The sequence below is a fragment of the Kribbella sp. NPDC000426 genome (genome assembly GCF_040300265.1).
In the GTDB taxonomy this organism is placed as follows: domain Bacteria; phylum Actinomycetota; class Actinomycetes; order Propionibacteriales; family Kribbellaceae; genus Kribbella.
The window spans coordinates 381,244-397,127 of record NZ_JBEPDK010000008.1 but is presented as its reverse complement, the minus strand read 5'-3'; the positions used below and the strand labels follow the sequence as shown (position 1 = coordinate 397,127).

At 69.0% G+C, this 15,884-nt stretch carries 13 protein-coding genes, 1 tRNA gene, 1 pseudogene and 1 riboswitch; of the genes and pseudogenes, 1 reads left to right on the top strand and 14 read right to left on the bottom strand.

Annotated elements, in window-relative coordinates; translation table 11 throughout:
* Positions 1-14 precede the first annotated feature (14 nt).
* Both ABT313_RS36435 and ABT313_RS36430 read right to left on the bottom strand, forming a co-directional pair.
* On the bottom strand, positions 15-1,637 hold the full coding sequence (locus ABT313_RS36435; RefSeq protein WP_350863463.1) for an IucA/IucC family protein: 1,623 nt from the start codon (positions 1,635-1,637) through the stop codon (positions 15-17).
* Complete coding sequence (locus ABT313_RS36430) at positions 1,634-3,121, bottom strand: pyridoxal phosphate-dependent decarboxylase family protein (RefSeq protein WP_350863460.1); 1,488 nt, start codon at positions 3,119-3,121, stop codon at positions 1,634-1,636. Before ABT313_RS36430 ends, ABT313_RS36435 begins: the two co-directional genes overlap by 4 nt.
* A 169-nt stretch (positions 3,122-3,290) precedes the next feature.
* On the opposite strand from ABT313_RS36430, the gene ABT313_RS36425 reads away from it, so the two are divergent.
* Entirely contained in the window at positions 3,291-4,034 is a 744-nt protein-coding gene (locus ABT313_RS36425) for a hypothetical protein (protein ID WP_350863457.1), read from the top strand.
* Here the strand turns inward: ABT313_RS36425 and ABT313_RS36420 are convergent.
* From ABT313_RS36420 to gcvH, 12 genes and pseudogenes are all read right to left on the bottom strand, one after another.
* Positions 4,008-6,329, bottom strand: a complete 2,322-nt coding sequence (locus tag ABT313_RS36420) for a hypothetical protein (protein WP_350863454.1) — start codon at positions 6,327-6,329, stop codon at positions 4,008-4,010. The two genes, ABT313_RS36425 and ABT313_RS36420, sit on opposite strands and share 27 nt — an antisense overlap.
* A gap of 28 nt (positions 6,330-6,357) precedes the next feature.
* Positions 6,358-6,429, bottom strand: a tRNA-Asn gene (locus ABT313_RS36415).
* A gap of 40 nt (positions 6,430-6,469) precedes the next feature.
* Positions 6,470-6,787, bottom strand: coding sequence for a helix-turn-helix domain-containing protein (locus ABT313_RS36410; protein WP_350863451.1), 318 nt, complete (start codon positions 6,785-6,787; stop codon positions 6,470-6,472).
* Positions 6,784-6,951 (bottom strand): annotated as a pseudogene (locus ABT313_RS36405) (hypothetical protein); the annotation flags it as partial. The gene ABT313_RS36410 and the pseudogene ABT313_RS36405, both read right to left, overlap by 4 nt.
* An 89-nt stretch (positions 6,952-7,040) precedes the next feature.
* Positions 7,041-8,333 (bottom strand): serine hydrolase domain-containing protein, encoded by a 1,293-nt coding sequence (locus tag ABT313_RS36400; protein ID WP_350863822.1) that lies wholly within the window; start codon positions 8,331-8,333, stop codon positions 7,041-7,043.
* Positions 8,334-8,854: 521 nt separating this feature from the next.
* On the bottom strand, positions 8,855-11,686 hold the full coding sequence (gene gcvP / locus ABT313_RS36395; protein WP_350863448.1) for an aminomethyl-transferring glycine dehydrogenase: 2,832 nt from the start codon (positions 11,684-11,686) through the stop codon (positions 8,855-8,857).
* Positions 11,687-11,756: 70 nt separating this feature from the next.
* A riboswitch (glycine riboswitch) is annotated at positions 11,757-11,846 on the bottom strand.
* A gap of 15 nt (positions 11,847-11,861) precedes the next feature.
* Positions 11,862-12,755: a dihydrodipicolinate synthase family protein gene (locus ABT313_RS36390; RefSeq protein WP_350863445.1), complete on the bottom strand. Its 894-nt coding sequence runs from the start codon at positions 12,753-12,755 to the stop codon at positions 11,862-11,864.
* A gap of 14 nt (positions 12,756-12,769) precedes the next feature.
* Positions 12,770-13,276, bottom strand: coding sequence for a MerR family transcriptional regulator (locus ABT313_RS36385; RefSeq protein WP_350863819.1), 507 nt, complete (start codon positions 13,274-13,276; stop codon positions 12,770-12,772).
* Positions 13,277-13,593: 317 nt separating this feature from the next.
* Positions 13,594-14,085 carry a bifunctional nuclease family protein gene (locus ABT313_RS36380; RefSeq protein ID WP_350863442.1) on the bottom strand — a complete coding sequence of 164 codons (492 nt, stop codon included), beginning with the start codon at positions 14,083-14,085 and terminating at the stop codon, positions 13,594-13,596.
* Positions 14,086-14,133: 48 nt separating this feature from the next.
* A complete protein-coding gene (ftsR, locus tag ABT313_RS36375) occupies positions 14,134-14,847 on the bottom strand; it encodes a transcriptional regulator FtsR (RefSeq protein ID WP_350863440.1) in 714 nt (237 codons plus the stop codon).
* A complete protein-coding gene (locus ABT313_RS36370; protein WP_350863437.1) occupies positions 14,834-15,370 on the bottom strand; it encodes a zinc-ribbon and FHA domain-containing protein in 537 nt (178 codons plus the stop codon). The genes ftsR and ABT313_RS36370 overlap by 14 nt, the downstream gene beginning before the upstream one ends.
* Positions 15,371-15,497: 127 nt before the next feature.
* Complete coding sequence (gene gcvH, locus ABT313_RS36365; protein ID WP_130450574.1) at positions 15,498-15,881, bottom strand: glycine cleavage system protein GcvH; 384 nt, start codon at positions 15,879-15,881, stop codon at positions 15,498-15,500.
* Positions 15,882-15,884 lie beyond the last annotated feature (3 nt).

Genomic DNA, 15,884 nt, shown 5'->3' with positions numbered 1-15,884 from the left:
TCGGATGACGCACCTCACCGGAGCCGCAGCGGGTTCGGTACGTCGAGGTAGACCGACTGCGCGTCCAGTGGGGCCACCACCTCGTCGATGCCGCGCAGGCGGGTCAGCATGTTCGCCTTGCAGGGCAGCGTGTCCGCCTCCAGCCAGCGCCGCGCCAGCCGGTCACCAGAGGGTCCAGCAGCCGCCAGCAACGGCAGTGCGAGGGTGAGCCGCTCACGCACCACTTCAAGCAGCGCAGCCTCGTCAGCGATCCCGTCCGCCGCCAGACAGCCCACAACAGCCAGCGCCTGGTTGTGTAGCAGGTAGTAGGTCAACCGGTCGTCGACAATCGGATCGTCCACGACCGCCAGGGTCGAGTCACGCAGTCCGGTGACCGCCAACAGACCGCGCAGGTACGACGATGCGAGGTAATAGCCCTGGTTGTCGCGATAGGCACCGCCCTTGATCCGCCCGGACCCGTCCAGCCGTACCAGCGTGTTCTGCTGATGCGCCTCGAGTCCGATGCCGGTCTCGGCGTACAGGTGCAGCATCGGAACCAGCACGTTGTCGATGTACTCCGCCACCCAGCCGGCCGGATCGTCCGCGGCGTACACACTCAACCGGCTGAGCCCGCCCGGACGAGGCGCGACGAGACCCGCCAAACATGCATAACTGTTGACGTCTGTCGGCACTTCTCGTACAGCCACGTCAATACCAGTCAATGTCGGTCCACCCTCGTCAAGAGCAACCCAGGCCGGGTCCCTGACGATGCTGAAGCGCGGGTGCGCGGTCGCCGTACCCGCGTTGTACGCCGCGTCGAGCAGGCGGTTGATCTCCAGCCCGCGACGCAGCTCGGTCGGCGTCGACTCACGCCGCGAGTTGGTGATCCGCAGCCCGAGCGACAGCTTGAGCATGACCGGCAGATCGGGGTGAAAGACCGTGCGCAGAGAGGACGTCGGGTACCACTGCGCACCCTGCGGCCCCAGCGCCTTGACCCGACCAGAGGCGATCAGTGACGCCACCCGCGGCCGCGCCGCAACGGCCGCGGCCTGCCACGGGTGGGCCGGGATCAGCACTCGGCCCGACGACGGGGTGATACCGGCCAGCGCGCCCATCAGCTGCACAGCGTCCAGTCCCTGCAGCGAGGGCGCGCCAGCCACCTGGTCCGACGACACCAGCTCGGCGTCGGCCTCGAACCAGTGCACTGCGAAACGGCCACCGAGCTCCGGCGAGTACGCCGCCAGCTCGGCACCGCTCAGTCCGTCCCGGCTCTTCGGCGCGGGGTGGTTCAGATGCCCGAACAGCAACGCCTGCTCGAACTCCAGGAAGCGCCCCGGCCCGCGCTCCCCGTCAGCCCCGGACACGAACAGGTCGACGTTCCGCACCGACTCCGCCGTACGCGCAGCCAGGTCGTCGATCTCTGCCGGATCGGCGTCCGCCGACAGCACCCGCACCAGCTCCTCAGGAACAGCCGGTACGCCGTCCACCAGCACGTCGTCGAACTGGTGCAACCCCGTCCGCGACGCATGCGAAACCCGCGCCGTGACCGTCGACGAGCCCACCGAGAACGACAACGGTCCGACCGCCACCGGCACGGACGACTCCCGGGTGTAGCACCGCAGGATCGCGTTCAGGTGCGCTGCAACCGCAGTACTCACGCTGCTCCTTCACCGGTCAGGACGTCGAGGCCGGTGGCCACGACCTGGTCGAGCAGGTCCTCGATGTCCGTCGCGGTGGCGTTCGGGTTCAGCAGCGTCAACTTCAACGCGACCGTTGCCGGGCGGCCGCCGCGGGCCGGCAGCTTGGTCCGGCCGATCAGCACCCGCCCGGACGTCAGCAACCGGCGCCGGACCTCGCCCTGGAGGGCGTCCGCAGCGGATGCCTCCAGCCCCTGCCCGGCGACCCGGAACAACACCGTGGTCAGGGTCACCGGCGCCAGCAACTCAAGGTTGCTGTCGGCAACGACCCGGGCCGCGGCGGCGTGCGCGAGTTCGTGACAGGTGTCGAGCATTGTGCCCAGTCCGGACCGCCCGTACGCCGTCAGCGTGGTGGCAACCTTGACCGCATCCGGACGGCGGGTGGTCTGCAGGCTGCGCCCGAGCAGCCCGTCCAGCCCGGAGTCGATGTCGTCGGCCGGGTTCAGGTAGTCCACCGACCGGTCGAACGCCGAGAACCGGGTCCGGTCGGCGACAAGCAGCACGCTGGTCGCGGCCGGCTGCCAGCCGATCTTGTGCAGGTCCAGTGTGACCGAGTCCGCCAGCGGCAGGTCGGCGAGCAGCGGGGCCAGTCGCTCAGAGAACAGCGCCCCGAACCCGTACGCCGCATCCACGTGCATCCACACCCCGTACGCCCGGGCCAGCGCGGCGACCTCAGCGATCGGGTCGATCGAGCCGAAGTCCGTCGTACCGGCCGTCGCGACCACTGCGACCGGCGTACGGCCAGGCTTCGCCAGCTCCTCGGCGAGTACGTCGGTGCGCAGGCGGAAGTTCTCATCGGACGGAATCGTGATCGCGGCCGACTCACCGAGCCCGAGGGCGGCGCAGGCTCGCTGGACCGAGAAGTGCGCCAGCTCGGAACAGAACACGACCGGCCGCTCCAGCCCCTGCAGGCCGTTCCGCCGTACGTCGAGTCCGGCCGCGGCGGCCGCGCTGTCACGGGCGATCAGGACCGCGAGCAGGTTCGAGATCGAACCGCCGGGCGTGAGTACGCCGTCCGCCTCCGGGCCGAACCCGGCGAGACCGGCCAGCGCCTTCACGACCCACTGCTCGATCGCGAGCGTGGCCGGACCGGAGTCGTACGTGTCCATCGACGCGTTCGAGGCCGAGGCCAGCGCGTCCGCGTCGACCGCGACCTGGAGCACCGGCGGCTGCAAGTGTGCCGCCGCATGCGGGTGACTCAGGTCGATGCCGTCCTGGTCCAGCAGTCCCGCGATCAGGTCCAGCGCGGCCGACTCCCCCACCCCGGTCGACGGGATCCGCGGCTCACCCAGCACCTCGGCGGCCCGGCGCAGTACCGCTCCCGGCGAACCGTGCGGCAACGGTCCACGTTCCCGATCCGCGACCGTCGAGGCCAGCGGCCAGCGGTCGGTGAACGGATCGCGGACGGGTGTTGGCAGCGCGGTCAGACGCGCGGGCTGCGACATCCAGATCTCCCGGGAAGTTGTCGAGTAAGGCAACCCTTACTAAGGCAGCCCTAACTTTTGCCCGCCGTACCCATCGTGTCAACCCGACTACCCGTGACGTGAACATCCTCACGGTTCAGGCCTGGTTCAGCAGTCCGGTCGCAGGCTGAAGGGCGACGAAGGGAGCATCATGTTCAAGCCCGCTGTACTGCTTGCGACCGTCGGCGTCTCGGTCGCAGCGATGGTTCCGGCGCCGGCCGAGGCACATGCGGCCTGTCAGTTGCCGGTCTTCGGGCCCGGCAGCCGATATCACCCGAAGTTCGAGCGGTCGCGGCACACCGCCGACGTGACCAACCCGTGGTTCCCGCTGAAACCGCGGCGCACGCTGGTTTCCACCGGCGTCAAGGACGGCAAGAAGGCACTCGACGTGGTCGTCATCACCCCGAGGACCAAACTGGTCGCCGGAGTACTCACCCGCGTGGTCGAGGACCGTCTCTATCTGGACAGAGTGCTGGCGGAGCGCACCAGCGACTACTACGCGCAGGACCGTTGCGGCAACGTCTGGTACTTCGGCGAGGACACCGCCGAACTGGACAGCCACGGCAGAGTGGTGAGCACCGAGGGCTCGTTCCACGCCGGAGTGGACGGGGCACAGGCCGGCGTGTTCATGCAGGCCCGCCCTCAGCTCGGACGCAAGTTCCGTCAGGAGTGGTACGCCGGTGAGGCCGAGGACGTGTTCTGGGCCGTCGAACGCCACGCGACGGTAACCGTCCCGTACCGCACGTTCCGGAACGCCTTGCGCACCGTGGAGACCACAGCGCTCGAGCCGGATGTGGTGGACAACAAGTACTACGTTCGTGGCATCGGTCCGGTGGCTGAGCTGTCAGTGCGAGGCCCAGCGGAGCGACTAGTACTGGTGAAGGTCATGCCTTGACAGTCCGTGCCGCGCCAACCAGTGCGGTCCGACGCTCCAACCCAGCAGCCGACGCCCACCGCGGGCAGTCCGGCCTTCCGAGTTGAAGCGGTCCCCTGCGGCCACCTGCCGCAGCCCTGCGACAGCCGGCGCGATCCGTGGTCCTAGTGCGCCGGACCGCTCCCCCAGCCTCGTCAGCACGTCGCGCTGCGCGGACTGGTCGCAGAAGCTCAGGTAGAAGATCGCCTGCCGCCACGCGTACGCCGTGTTCTTGATCCCCTGCAGCTCGGTGATCCACGCCGTCGGCGGCTGGGTCTGGCGCTGCACCGCCCAGGCGAATGCGCGGTCAGCCAGGTCAGGGGCGACCTCCCGCAGCCAGTCCGTGAGCTGCAATGCGTCGACCAGCACTGCCAGGTTGTGCGTGGTCAGGATCTGGCTCTGCTCCAGGACAGTACCGTTCTTGGCGACGTACCCACCGTTGCCGGTCTGTGCCTCGAGAGCGCGCCGACTGCACACCTCTGCGAAGTCGTCTGCGGTCGCCTTGCCCCAGCGCTTGTAGCGGCGCTGCTCCAGAGCCGGCCAGGCGGCGGGCAGGGCGTAGTACTGCGCGTACAGCGTCCCTGACAGCACTCGGCTCGCCATGGCAGCCGCCGCGCGCCACTTCTCGGTGAACGTCCCCATGAAGATGTCAGCCGCTACCTCCTCGACCAGGGGCAGCTTCAGGTCGGCCTGCGAGGCCAGCGCGCCCAGCTCACGCACGAGCGGGTTCGGCAGGATCGTCTGCGGGAACGCCGTCAGTGCGATGACCGCCGTCTCACGCAGCGACTGCGCGGCGGCCCGGGTCGCCTGCGCGCGCCGATCGCGGTACGGCGCCACGGCATCAACCCAGGGCAGCTCCTCGAAGCGCACCTGGTGCTCCAGGTTGAGCAGCAGCAGGCTCCGGCGGCGACGGAAGGCGGCGTACGTCTGGGCGTAGGCGGCGGCCAGCGTCGGGTCCTCGATGTTGGCGGCGAGCAGCTGGGACGTGATCTGCGGCAGCACCTGCGCGAGCACCTCGCCCGAGCTGATGACGCCGCGATCCACCAACTCACCGATCGGGGCCTCGAGTGCCCGTGCTGCCTTCGCAAGCAGATGCGCCGGAATGGCTGAGCCGGCCGCCGCCGGGACCTCGTCCGCTGTCACCTCACCGTCGATCGCGTCGAGCGTCGGCAGCCCGCCGTCATCCGGGAACCGATCCAGCCGGCAGCTCAGCAGGTGCGCCAAAGTCGCGTACGTAGGCCGCGCGGCGACCGCGTTCTGCGTCGTACGCAAGGCCGCACGCGCCTCCGAGCCGGGCGCGCCGTGGGCCTGGATCGTGTTGGCCAGCGCGCGTCGGATCCAACCGACCTCACGACCGGTCAGCGCTGAACTGTCGGACGGGCAACGCTCTAGCGCCGCCTGCAACCGGGCGAAGTTGCTCTTCGGATGTCGCGGCCGATGGACCTCGGCGGCGGCGCGAAACTCGTCCAGCCATTGAGATCGCCGTTCCACCCAGTCGTCCGGCCAGACCCGGCAGGGCCAACCTCCGACGACCGTGCCGTCGGCGGTCAGCTCGGGCAGTTCGTCGTCGACCGTGTCGCACCACATCGCGACGAGCCGGTCGTACAGCGGGTTCCAGACCCGCAAAGTCTCCAGCATGGCGGCGATCCGGGGGCGTACCGTTGCCTGGCGCAACATACTGCGGACCTCGCCGACGGGTTGCAGCCGCACGACCGAGCCGGCCGGGGCCGAGGACGGGCTGAACGTCGGAGTGAACCGGAACCGATGCATCAGCGGACGCAGTTCTGACGTGAGATCGAGCGCGGCGGCGTACTGCTCTCGCTCGAGCAACCAGGCGACGACCAGCAGCGCCGACTCCTCCGGGACGTCGACGCGGTAGTTGCCGGTCCGCAGGGCCTGGCTGAGCTCCGCGAGCCCTTCATCGCTGAGGAACCACAGGTTGAGTCGCTCCCTGTCGGTCTCCCCCGGCGCGTCCTCCGGCAATCGGGCCAGCTCGTCTTCGCGCAGCGGCGCCTCCGCGACGTACCGCCCGGTCGCGAACCCGCCGTGCGCCACCTCGAGCGTGACCCAGGCCGGCGTGTCCGCCACCGGGGTCCGCGATCCGATCGTGAGCCGCCCCGACGCCATCCCGTCGAGAACGTTGCGCCAGGCATCGACCCGCGCCGCCGCACGTCGCCGTACGTCCAGATCGTCAGAGGTCAGGGCACGCTCGAGAGCCATCTCCAGCCGCCCCATCGCATACCCGGCCGAGGCTTCCGCCCGCGCTTCCTCTGACATAGGACCCCATTTCCCTAGTCATCCAAAGACATGGAGGCAGGACTCGAACCTGCGCCCTCCCGGTTAACAGCCGGGCGATCTACCCCTGATCTACTCCATGCAACGCCTCACAGCCTAACCGCCGTAGGGGTTTTCGGCGCTCAGGCGATCGCGGCTATGTCGCCATCGTCGAAATAGATCGCCTGGTGCAGGCGACCGCCAAGCGCGGCCGCATAGCGCAGGAGGACTTCCTGGCCCGAGATCTTGCCCTTCTCGATCTGGGAGACCCGACCCTTGGTCACTCCCATCCGCTCGGCGACCTGGGTCTGGGTCAAGCCACGAGCGCGCCGGATCTCCGCCAAGCGGTGTCCCTGCACCTCCGCAAGGAGTTCCTGCTTGCCTGCCGCGACGCTCTCCTCACCCCCGGCACGTGCGACCTCCTGATCACGGATGTCCCGCCAACTCACGTAGCCGCTCATCGCTCGCCCTCCTCGTCAGCCTGTCGTTCCTTCACGTAGATCTCGTAACGGTGCTCCGCGAGCGGGATCGCCTCGTTGTACCAAGCCTTCCACCGACCGGCCTCATCCCCGGCGACCAGCAGGATGCTCGATCGCCACGGATCGAACGCAAACAAGATCCGGACCGCGCCTCGGGCAGTGCGTCAATTGTCCGCACAAACTCGTGCATCGCTCTGGCTTAGGTATAGCAAATGGTAAACCCGGCTGATCGGCATCAGTCGCCGTAGGGCGTTCTCGTCAGGATGAAGGTGGCGATGTTGAGGTGGGAGATGGTGTTGCCGGTGCGGATGACGTGGAGTTTTTCGCCTGCTAGGTAGCCGTCTCGGCCCAGGTAGAGGTCGGGTTCCAGGGGGGAGAGGCGGGTCGTGAGGCCGCCGGTGAGTTGGAGGATGCCGGCGGAGACGGAGATGGTGAGCGGCGTGTTGCCCCAGTACCACTGGCCGAGGAGGTCGGTGCCCTGGGCAAGGTTTGGCTCGGGGACCCACTCCTGGGTGAGCGGCGGCTCGTAGGTTGTGAGGATGCGGAGCAGGTCGGGCGCGAGTGAGGCGACCCGCCCGTACGTCGCGTTGCCGAGCGTGACCGCGCCGATCCGGCGTACGCGGTCGACGAACAGGCCCGCGAGGAAGCCGGGCATCGAGCCGGTGTGGCCGATCAGCAGATGCGGGTCGTCGGCGATCAACCGCAGCCCCAGGCCGTACGACGCGGTCAGGCCTTCGCGCGGATCCGAGGCGACCGGCGCCGCCATCTCCTCGACCGTGTCGCGGCTCAGGATCTCGTGGACCGGGTCGATCCAGAACGACGCGTACCGGGCCAGGTCCTCGATCGTGCTCCACAGCTGCCCGGCCGGGGCCATCGCGCCGGAGTCGTACGCCGGCTCCGGGACGAGCTGCCCGCTGAATGGGTGCACCGAGAACCCCTCGGCCGCCGGGGCCTCCGGGAAGTACGTCGTACGGCGCATCTCGAGGGCGTTCAGGATCCGGGTTTGGACGAGCTCGATCCACGGAAGGCCGCGGAGGCGCGCGACGATCTCGCCGAGCAGGCCGTACCCGAGGTTCGAGTAGTGGTGCCGGCGATCCGCTGGGCCGACGGCCTGCGAGTCGTCCATCGCCGCGGTCAGCTCGTCGAAGGTGACCCCCGGATTCCGTTCCCACCAAGGGCCTTCGGGCTCCGCGTTCATCCCACCGCTGTGCGCGAGCAGGTGCCGGATCGTCCGGTCCCCGAACGCGATCCCCGGCAGATGCTTGCCCACAGCATCATTCAGCGACAGCAGCCCGTCATCCCGGCACTGCATCACCAGGATCGCCGTCAACGTCTTGGTGATCGAGCCGACCCGGTACTGCACCTCTACACCCGGCAGCCCACCATCAGCCGTCGCGAACCGCCCGCGCGTCCCCGTCCACACCAACTCCCCGCCCCGAACCACCCCCGCTACAACCGAAGGCACCCGCGACTCCCCCTGAGCCGTAGCAACCTCAGCAACCAACGCAGCAGCAGTATCAGGACGCACAGAACTCACCCAACGCCTCCACACCAACAGGTCCACAACGCCCTGACATCCTAATGTCCACGTAACCACCCCGGTGGACAGCCCACAGCCCGCGTCGACGCAGGCGGCGGCTCGGCGTTCGGGGTCGGAACCGTTCGCCACGACTCGGCGGGGCTGTGGATCATGCAGGCGTTCGGCTGTGCGCGTCGTACAGCCGAACCGGAAACCCAGCCGACGATGTGAGACCTCCTGTCGAACTGCAGATCCCTCAGACGCTCCACCGCGAACAGCTTGATCGGGTGGAACATCTGCGAGACCGAAGTCGGCGGTGGGCCGAGGTGTCGCTTTCCGGAAAGAAGTTGGCGCTCGCTGGCAGCTATGTTCCGGAAAGCTGGTCCGGGGCGGTCAGTTCAGGCCTGCCTCAGCACGAGTACGACCCGTCGGTGCAGACCCCGTGCCCCGATCGGACCTGGTCCGACCCGTCGATCGGTCGCCGGAGCCGGCCACCACGCCAAACCTATCTTTCTCTTGCTCTTCGTCTTCTACTCGAAGGCTTCGGGGGCGGGGCAGGAGCAGATTAGGTTGCGGTCGCCGTAGGCGCCGTCGATTCGGCGGACGGGGGGCCAGTACTTGGAGGCGCGGTCCACCGAGCGGGGGAAGGCGGCCTCTTCGCGGGTGTAGGCGTGTTCCCACTTGTCGTTGATGACGGATTCGGCGGTGTGCGGGGCGTTCACCAGCGGGTTGTCCGCGGCCGGCCACTCGCCTGCCGCGACCCGGTCGATCTCGTGCCGGATCGCGATCATCGCGTCGCAGAAGCGGTCCAGTTCGTCCAGGTCCTCGGACTCGGTCGGCTCGACCATCAGCGTGCCCGCGACCGGGAACGACATCGTCGGCGCGTGGAAGCCGTAGTCGATCAGCCGCTTCGCGACGTCGTCGACCGAGATCCCGGTCTCCTTCGTCATCGGCCGCAGATCCAGGATGCACTCGTGCGCGACCAGCCCGTTCTCACCCGTGTACAGCACCGGGAACGCGCCCTCGAGCCGCTTCGCCACGTAGTTCGCGCTCAGTACGGCGGTCTTGGTCGCGTCGGTCAGCCCGGACGCGCCCATCATCCGGATGTAGGCCCACGAGATCGCCAGCACGCCCGCGGATCCGAACGGCGCCGCGCTGATCGGCCCGACGCCGGACTCGGGACCGGCCTGGTCGAGCAGCGGGTGGTTCGGCAGGTACGGCGCAAGGTGGGCCGCGACGCCGACCGGCCCGACACCCGGACCGCCGCCGCCGTGCGGGATGCAGAACGTCTTGTGCAGGTTCAGGTGGCTGACGTCGCCGCCGAACTCACCCGGCTTGGCCAGCCCCAGCAGCGCGTTCAGGTTCGCGCCGTCGACGTACACCTGGCCGCCGTGCTCGTGGACGATCGAGCAGACCTCGCGGACGCTCTCCTCGTACACACCGTGCGTCGACGGGTACGTGATCATGATGGCCGCCAGCTTCGACGCGTGCTCGGAGGCCTTGGCCCGCAGGTCGTCCAGGTCGATCGTGCCGTCGTCGTTGCCCTTGACAACGACAACCTTCATACCGGCCATCACCGCGGAGGCGGCGTTGGTGCCGTGCGCCGACGCCGGGATGAGGCAGACGTTGCGCTCCGCAGAACCCTGGGCCCGGTGGTAGCCGCGGATCGCGAGCAGACCGGCGAGCTCACCCTGCGAACCCGCGTTCGGCTGGATCGAGACCTTCGCGTAGCCGGTGACCTCGGCGAGCCAGCGCTCGAGCTGACCGATCAGCTTCAGGTATCCGGCCGCGTCCTCGACCGGCGCGAACGGGTGCAGGTCCGCGAACTCCGGCCAGGTGACCGGCTCCATCTCGGTCGTCGCGTTCAGCTTCATCGTGCACGAGCCGAGCGGGATCATCCCGCGGTCGAGCGCGTAGTCCTTGTCGGACAGCTTGCGCAGGTACCGCAGCATCGCCGTCTCGGACCGGTGCGTGTTGAACACCGGGTGCGTCAGGTACTCCGTCGTCCGCGGTACGGCGATCGCCGCGGCGCCCAGCGTGTCGTCGTACTGCACCCCGAAGGACTGGCAGACCCGCGTCAGCGTGGCGACATCGGTCTTCTCGTCGCAGGAGATGCCGACGTGGTCCGCGTCGACGAGCCGCAGCCAGATCCCGTTCTGCCGGGCGGCGTCGACCACGTCGGCGGCCTGACCCGGCACGCGGGCGAGCACGGTGTCGAAGAAGTCGTCGTGCACGACCTCGACCTCGCCCGCTCGCAGCGACGCGGCGAGCTTCCCGGCATACGAATGCACCCGCTCGGCGATCGCGCGAAGACCGTCCGGCCCGTGGTACACGGCGTACATCGAGGCGACGACGGCCAGGAGGACCTGCGCCGTACAGATGTTCGAGGTCGCCTTCTCGCGACGGATGTGCTGCTCACGCGTCTGCAGCGCCAGCCGGTACGCCGGGGCGCCGTCGGCGTCGACCGATACGCCGACGAGGCGACCGGGCAACGACCGCTCGAGGCCGGACCGCACGGACATGAAGCCGGCGTGCGGGCCGCCGTAGAACAGCGGTACGCCGAAGCGCTGCGAGGAACCGATGACGATGTCGGCGCCGGCCTCACCCGGTGCGTCGAGCACCGTCAGCGCGAGCAGATCGGAGGCGACGGCAACCAACGTGTCGCGCTCGTGCGCCGTCTCGATCAGCGGCTTGAGATCGCGGACGGCGCCGTTGGAGCCCGGGTACTGCACAAGGAGACCGAAGAAGTCACCCTCCGGCAGGCCCTCGCTGGTGTCGGCGACGACGACCTCGATGCCGAGCGCCTCGGCGCGGGTCTGCACGACGGCGACGGTCTGGGCGAAGCAGTCGGCGTCTACCAGGAAGCGGTCCGACTTGCTCTTCTTGTTGGAGCGGTGGGCCAGCGTCATCGCCTCAGCGGCCGCGGTGCCCTCGTCGAGCAGCGACGCGTTCGCGGTCGGCAGGCCGGTCAGGTCGGAGACGACGGTCTGGAAGTTCAGCAGCGCCTCGAGGCGGCCCTGGGAGATCTCGGGCTGGTACGGCGTGTAGGCGGTGTACCAGGCCGGGTTCTCGACCAGTCGTCGGACGATGACCGACGGTGTGAACGTGCCGTAGTACCCCTGGCCGATCATCGAGGTCGCGACGTTGTTGCGGGCCGCGAGCTGGCGGAGCTCGGTCAGCGCGTCGACCTCGGAGGCCGGCTCAGGCAGCCGGAGCGGCTCGGCCGAGCGGATCGAGTCCGGTACGGCGGCATCGACCAGTGCGTCGACGTCGGCGTACCCGAGCAGCTGCACCATGCGCGCGACCTCGTCCGGGCGTGGCCCGATGTGGCGGTCGGCGAAGATTGCGGACAGTTCGGTCATCAGAGGCTCCGTTGCTGACAATGCTTCCGGTCGCCTCCCCCTCTGTCACGCGAGCGCGCTCCAGAGTCGCCTGTGGCACTCGGTCCATGGGCCTGAGAGGTTCCGGGGAGGAATTGCCCCTTCGGCGCCCGATGACACGGGTCTCTCCCGAGTGCTGTGTACGGCAGTCCCGAGGTTACCAGGATTCTGCGAACAGTTCGGGCAGGAGTCTCCGGGCGGCGGGCCTGGCCGCCTCGACCTGCCGCGCGGTCGCCGACTGCATCGGCCAGCGGACCCGGGTGCCGACGTCGGCCCAGTCGCCGACCGCGGCAAGGAACTTGTCGAGCGCCGGGTTCGACAGGCCGAGCTTCTGCAGCGGCGCGACGTGCGCCGCGAAGAACTCGGCGATCCGGCGTTCGACGTCCAGATCGTGAGCGGTCCGTACGGCGCCGTCGGGTGACAGCGCAGCGACGTTCGAGTAGCTGCCGTGTGCACCGAGTAACGACATACTCGCCAGGAAGTGTCCAGGCACGAAGATCGCCAGCCCCGACTCCAGAGCCTCGTCGAACCAGACCCTGTCCCCACCCGCGGTCTTCAACCCGATCAGACTCGGCACCGCCTGCGCCAGCTCACACAGCTGCCGCGGCCCGACGGCGGTCTTCGCGTGCGGTGGGTTGTAGAACACGAGCGGCACGTCCCCTGCCACCTCGGCCGCCCGCCGGAAGAAGGTCAGCAACTCACGGTCGTTCAACGGGAGCCAGTCCGGGACGATCACCTGAATCGCTCCAGGCGCCAGCTTCGCCGCTCGCTCGACCCGCGACAGCTGCACCTGGGCCGACGGGTGGCTGGCGCCGAGCTGGAACGGTTTACCCGCGGCCACGAGCAACGAGTTGATCCGGTCGAACTCGTCCTCGGTCAGCGTCTGGAACTCCCCCGCCGTCCCGTGGGCGTACAGGCCATCCACCTCGGACGACGCCAGTACGGCGACCTGGGACTCGAGCCGGGCGAAGTCGATCGAGTCGTCCGGGTTGAGGGGCAGCAACAAAGTCGCCCACACACCGCGGAGCGAGTCAGCAGTGAGTGGGCGCACAGGACAGAACTATGTCAGCCCGTCATCCGGGCGCGGCGGCGGGCGGCGAGCTCGTCGCCGGCGTGGCCGTCGGACTCGCCGTCGTCGTGACCGTCGGCACGCTCGGTGGGCAGCTCGGACAGCGAGCCTTCGACCTCGCGCCAGACGCCGCCGAGCGCGATACCGAACACGCCCTGGCCGCCGGCCAGCAGGTCGATCACCTCGTCGGGCGAGGAGCACATGTAGACCGAGGCGCCGTCGCTCATCAGCGTGATCTGGGTCAGGTCGTCGAAGCCGCGCTTGCTCAGGTGCGCGATCGCGGTCCGGATCTGCTGCAGCGAGATCCCGGCGTCGAGCAGCCGCTTGATCACCTTCAGCAACAGAACGTCACGGAAACCGTACAACCGTTGCGTCCCGGAGCCGGTCGCCGGCCTGACCGACGGCGAGACCAGACCGGTCCGCGCCCAGTAGTCGAGCTGCCGGTAGGTGATCCCGGCCGCGGCGCAGGCCGTCGGGCCGCGGAACCCGACATCCTCCGGCATCGGCCGCAGGTCGTCGTCGAACAGCAGACCCTGGACGCCGGCGGTGGCCGTAGCCTCTGCCACAGCCTTGGCGTGCGCGTCGGACGTCGACTGCGCCGTCAGATCCGTGTCGCCGGTGCGTGTCACGCCTGAGCCTCCCTGGATACCGACTGGAACGAGCCATCTCCGTGGAGTGACAGCACCCCACGACTCCTTCACGGTAAGCTGCCGCCCCAACCGGGTCAACGACAACCGCACCGAGCCGGGAGCGTGTCGCGACCGCCGTACGAATCGTTACCAAGCCGCTCTTGTACCACCCGGGGCAAATCGACGGGTGGCTAACTCTTGTCGAAGTCCTCCGGAGTCACCTGGTCGAGGAACTCGCGGAACCGCTCGACCTCCTCTTCCTCCACCACCTCGTCGTCGGCCGTCTCACTCTCCGGGACCGGGATCCCGGCCTCGGCCAGGATCTCCTCGGCGCAGAACACCGGCGTACCGGTCCGCAGCGCAAGCGCGATCGAGTCCGACGGCCGCGCGGAGATCTCGGTCTTGTCGTCGAAGACCAGGATCGCCTCGAACACCCCGTCGTTCAGGTTCACGATCCGGACCTGGCTGAGCGTGTGCCCGAGCACCCGGATGGTCTCGGCGAACAGGTCGTGGGTCAGCGGCCTGGGCGGCTCCATGCCCTGCTGGGCGAACGCGATCGCACTGGCCTCGGCGGCCCCGATCCAGATCGGCAGGTACCGCTCTCCGCCGACCTCTTTCAGCAGCACGATCGGCTGACTCGAGGGCATCTCAACCCGGACTCCGACCACGTCGACTTCGCGCACACCTTCAGCCTACTCCGCAGGGAAGCCCTGAGGTGCCCCGTGGGTTGGCTACGGACGCGGCAGGCGAGAACGGACCAGTGCGGTATGCAACCGAACGGTCAGGGCGGCCAGCTCCGCGGTCTGGTCGGTACGGCGCGGGCCGGTGACCTGCTCGATCAGGCCGACCTCCCGATCGGCCGCCGTCCGGAACGCGCGCAGGTGCCGCGGCTCGAGCCCGTACCCGGCCAGTTCCGCGGCAACCTGGGCGATCACGATCGCGTCGCCCGGATAGTGGTTGCCGCTGGCCACCACCAGGCCGTGGCTCTCCAACTCCCCAAGCAACTCGGCCGAGACGCCGGCAGCGGCCTGCAGCTCGCCACGGGTCAGCCGCAGCTCGGTGCCCGAGGCACCGAAATCCTCCGCCACCGGCTGACCGGGAGTCTGCGGCAACGAACTCGGCGCGACCGGTGGACCCGCGGCGGCCGGACGCAGGCCGCGGTCGATCGCGCCGAGATGTTCCTTGATCACCTTCAGCGGCAGGTACTGGTCGCGTTGCGCGGTCAGCACGTACCGCAACCGCTCGACGTCGGCGGCACTGAACTTGCGGTACCCCGACGCCGTCCGGGCAGGCGTCACCAGCCCCTCGGCCTCGAGGAACCGGATCTTCGAGATCGTGACGTCGGCGAACTCGGCCTGCAGCAGCTGCAGCACCTGACCGATGCCGCGACCGTCCGCCGGCCCTCCGGCCGTGGAATCAGCGGCGCTCGGATCAGGCCTGGCCACTGGCGTAGTACACCAGCCGGTACTTGCCGATCTGAACCTCGTCGCCGTTGTTCAGCTGGACCTCGTCGATCCGGTCGCGGTTGACGTAGGTGCCGTTGAGGCTGCCGACGTCGCGGACCTTCACGCCGTACGGGTCGCGGCGGAACTCCGCGTGCCGGCGGGACACGGTGACGTCGTCGAGGAAGATGTCGCTGTCGGGGTGGCGGCCCGCGGTGACGACGTCGACGTCGAGCAGGAACCGGCTGCCCGCGTTCGGGCCGCGCTGGACGATCAGCAGCGCCGATCCGGCCGGCAGCGCGCCGACGGCGGCCTCGTCGTCGGCGGACAGCGGTTCACCGGTCTGCTCCGGCTCCGGCTCGACGCCGATCGGAGTCAGCATCGCGGTGTCGGTGACGCCCGGCGTCGGCTGAGGAGTCGCCGGTGCTGCCGCCGGGCGGTCGGCGCCAGGCAGCATCGCTCCGCACTGCGAGCAGAACCGGCTGCCCTCGGAGTTCTCGTGCCCGCACTGGTTGCAGAACGGCATGCTGTGATCCTCCCGATCGCCGGGTGTCCGGCGACGTTTTCGATAGACCCCGTATGAACAGTGTGACGTGCTGGAACAAGATGAGGGGGCCTCAACCCTCGACCGGCGGTTGAGGCCCCAAAACCTATCAGCTCTGGTCGAGCTGTCCCTGATAGGCATCGGCGTCCATCAGCGCGGCGACCTCGGCCGCGTCCTCGACCTCGATGTCGAGCAGCCAGCCCTCGCCGTACGGGTCGCTGTTCACCAGGTCGGGCTGGTCGGCCAGGGCCTCGTTCACCGCGGTCACGGTGCCGTTCACCGGGGCGAACAGGTCGCTCACGCTCTTGGTCGACTCCAGCTCTCCACAGGCGTCGCCGGCCCGCACCGTGCTGCCGACGTCGGGCAGCTGCACGTACACGATGTCGCCGAGCTGGTCCTGCGCGAAGTCGGTGATGCCGACCCGCACCGGTCCGTCGCTGCCGGCCTTCAGCCACTCGTGCTCGGCCGTGTACTTCAGGTCTTCGGGGTACACCTT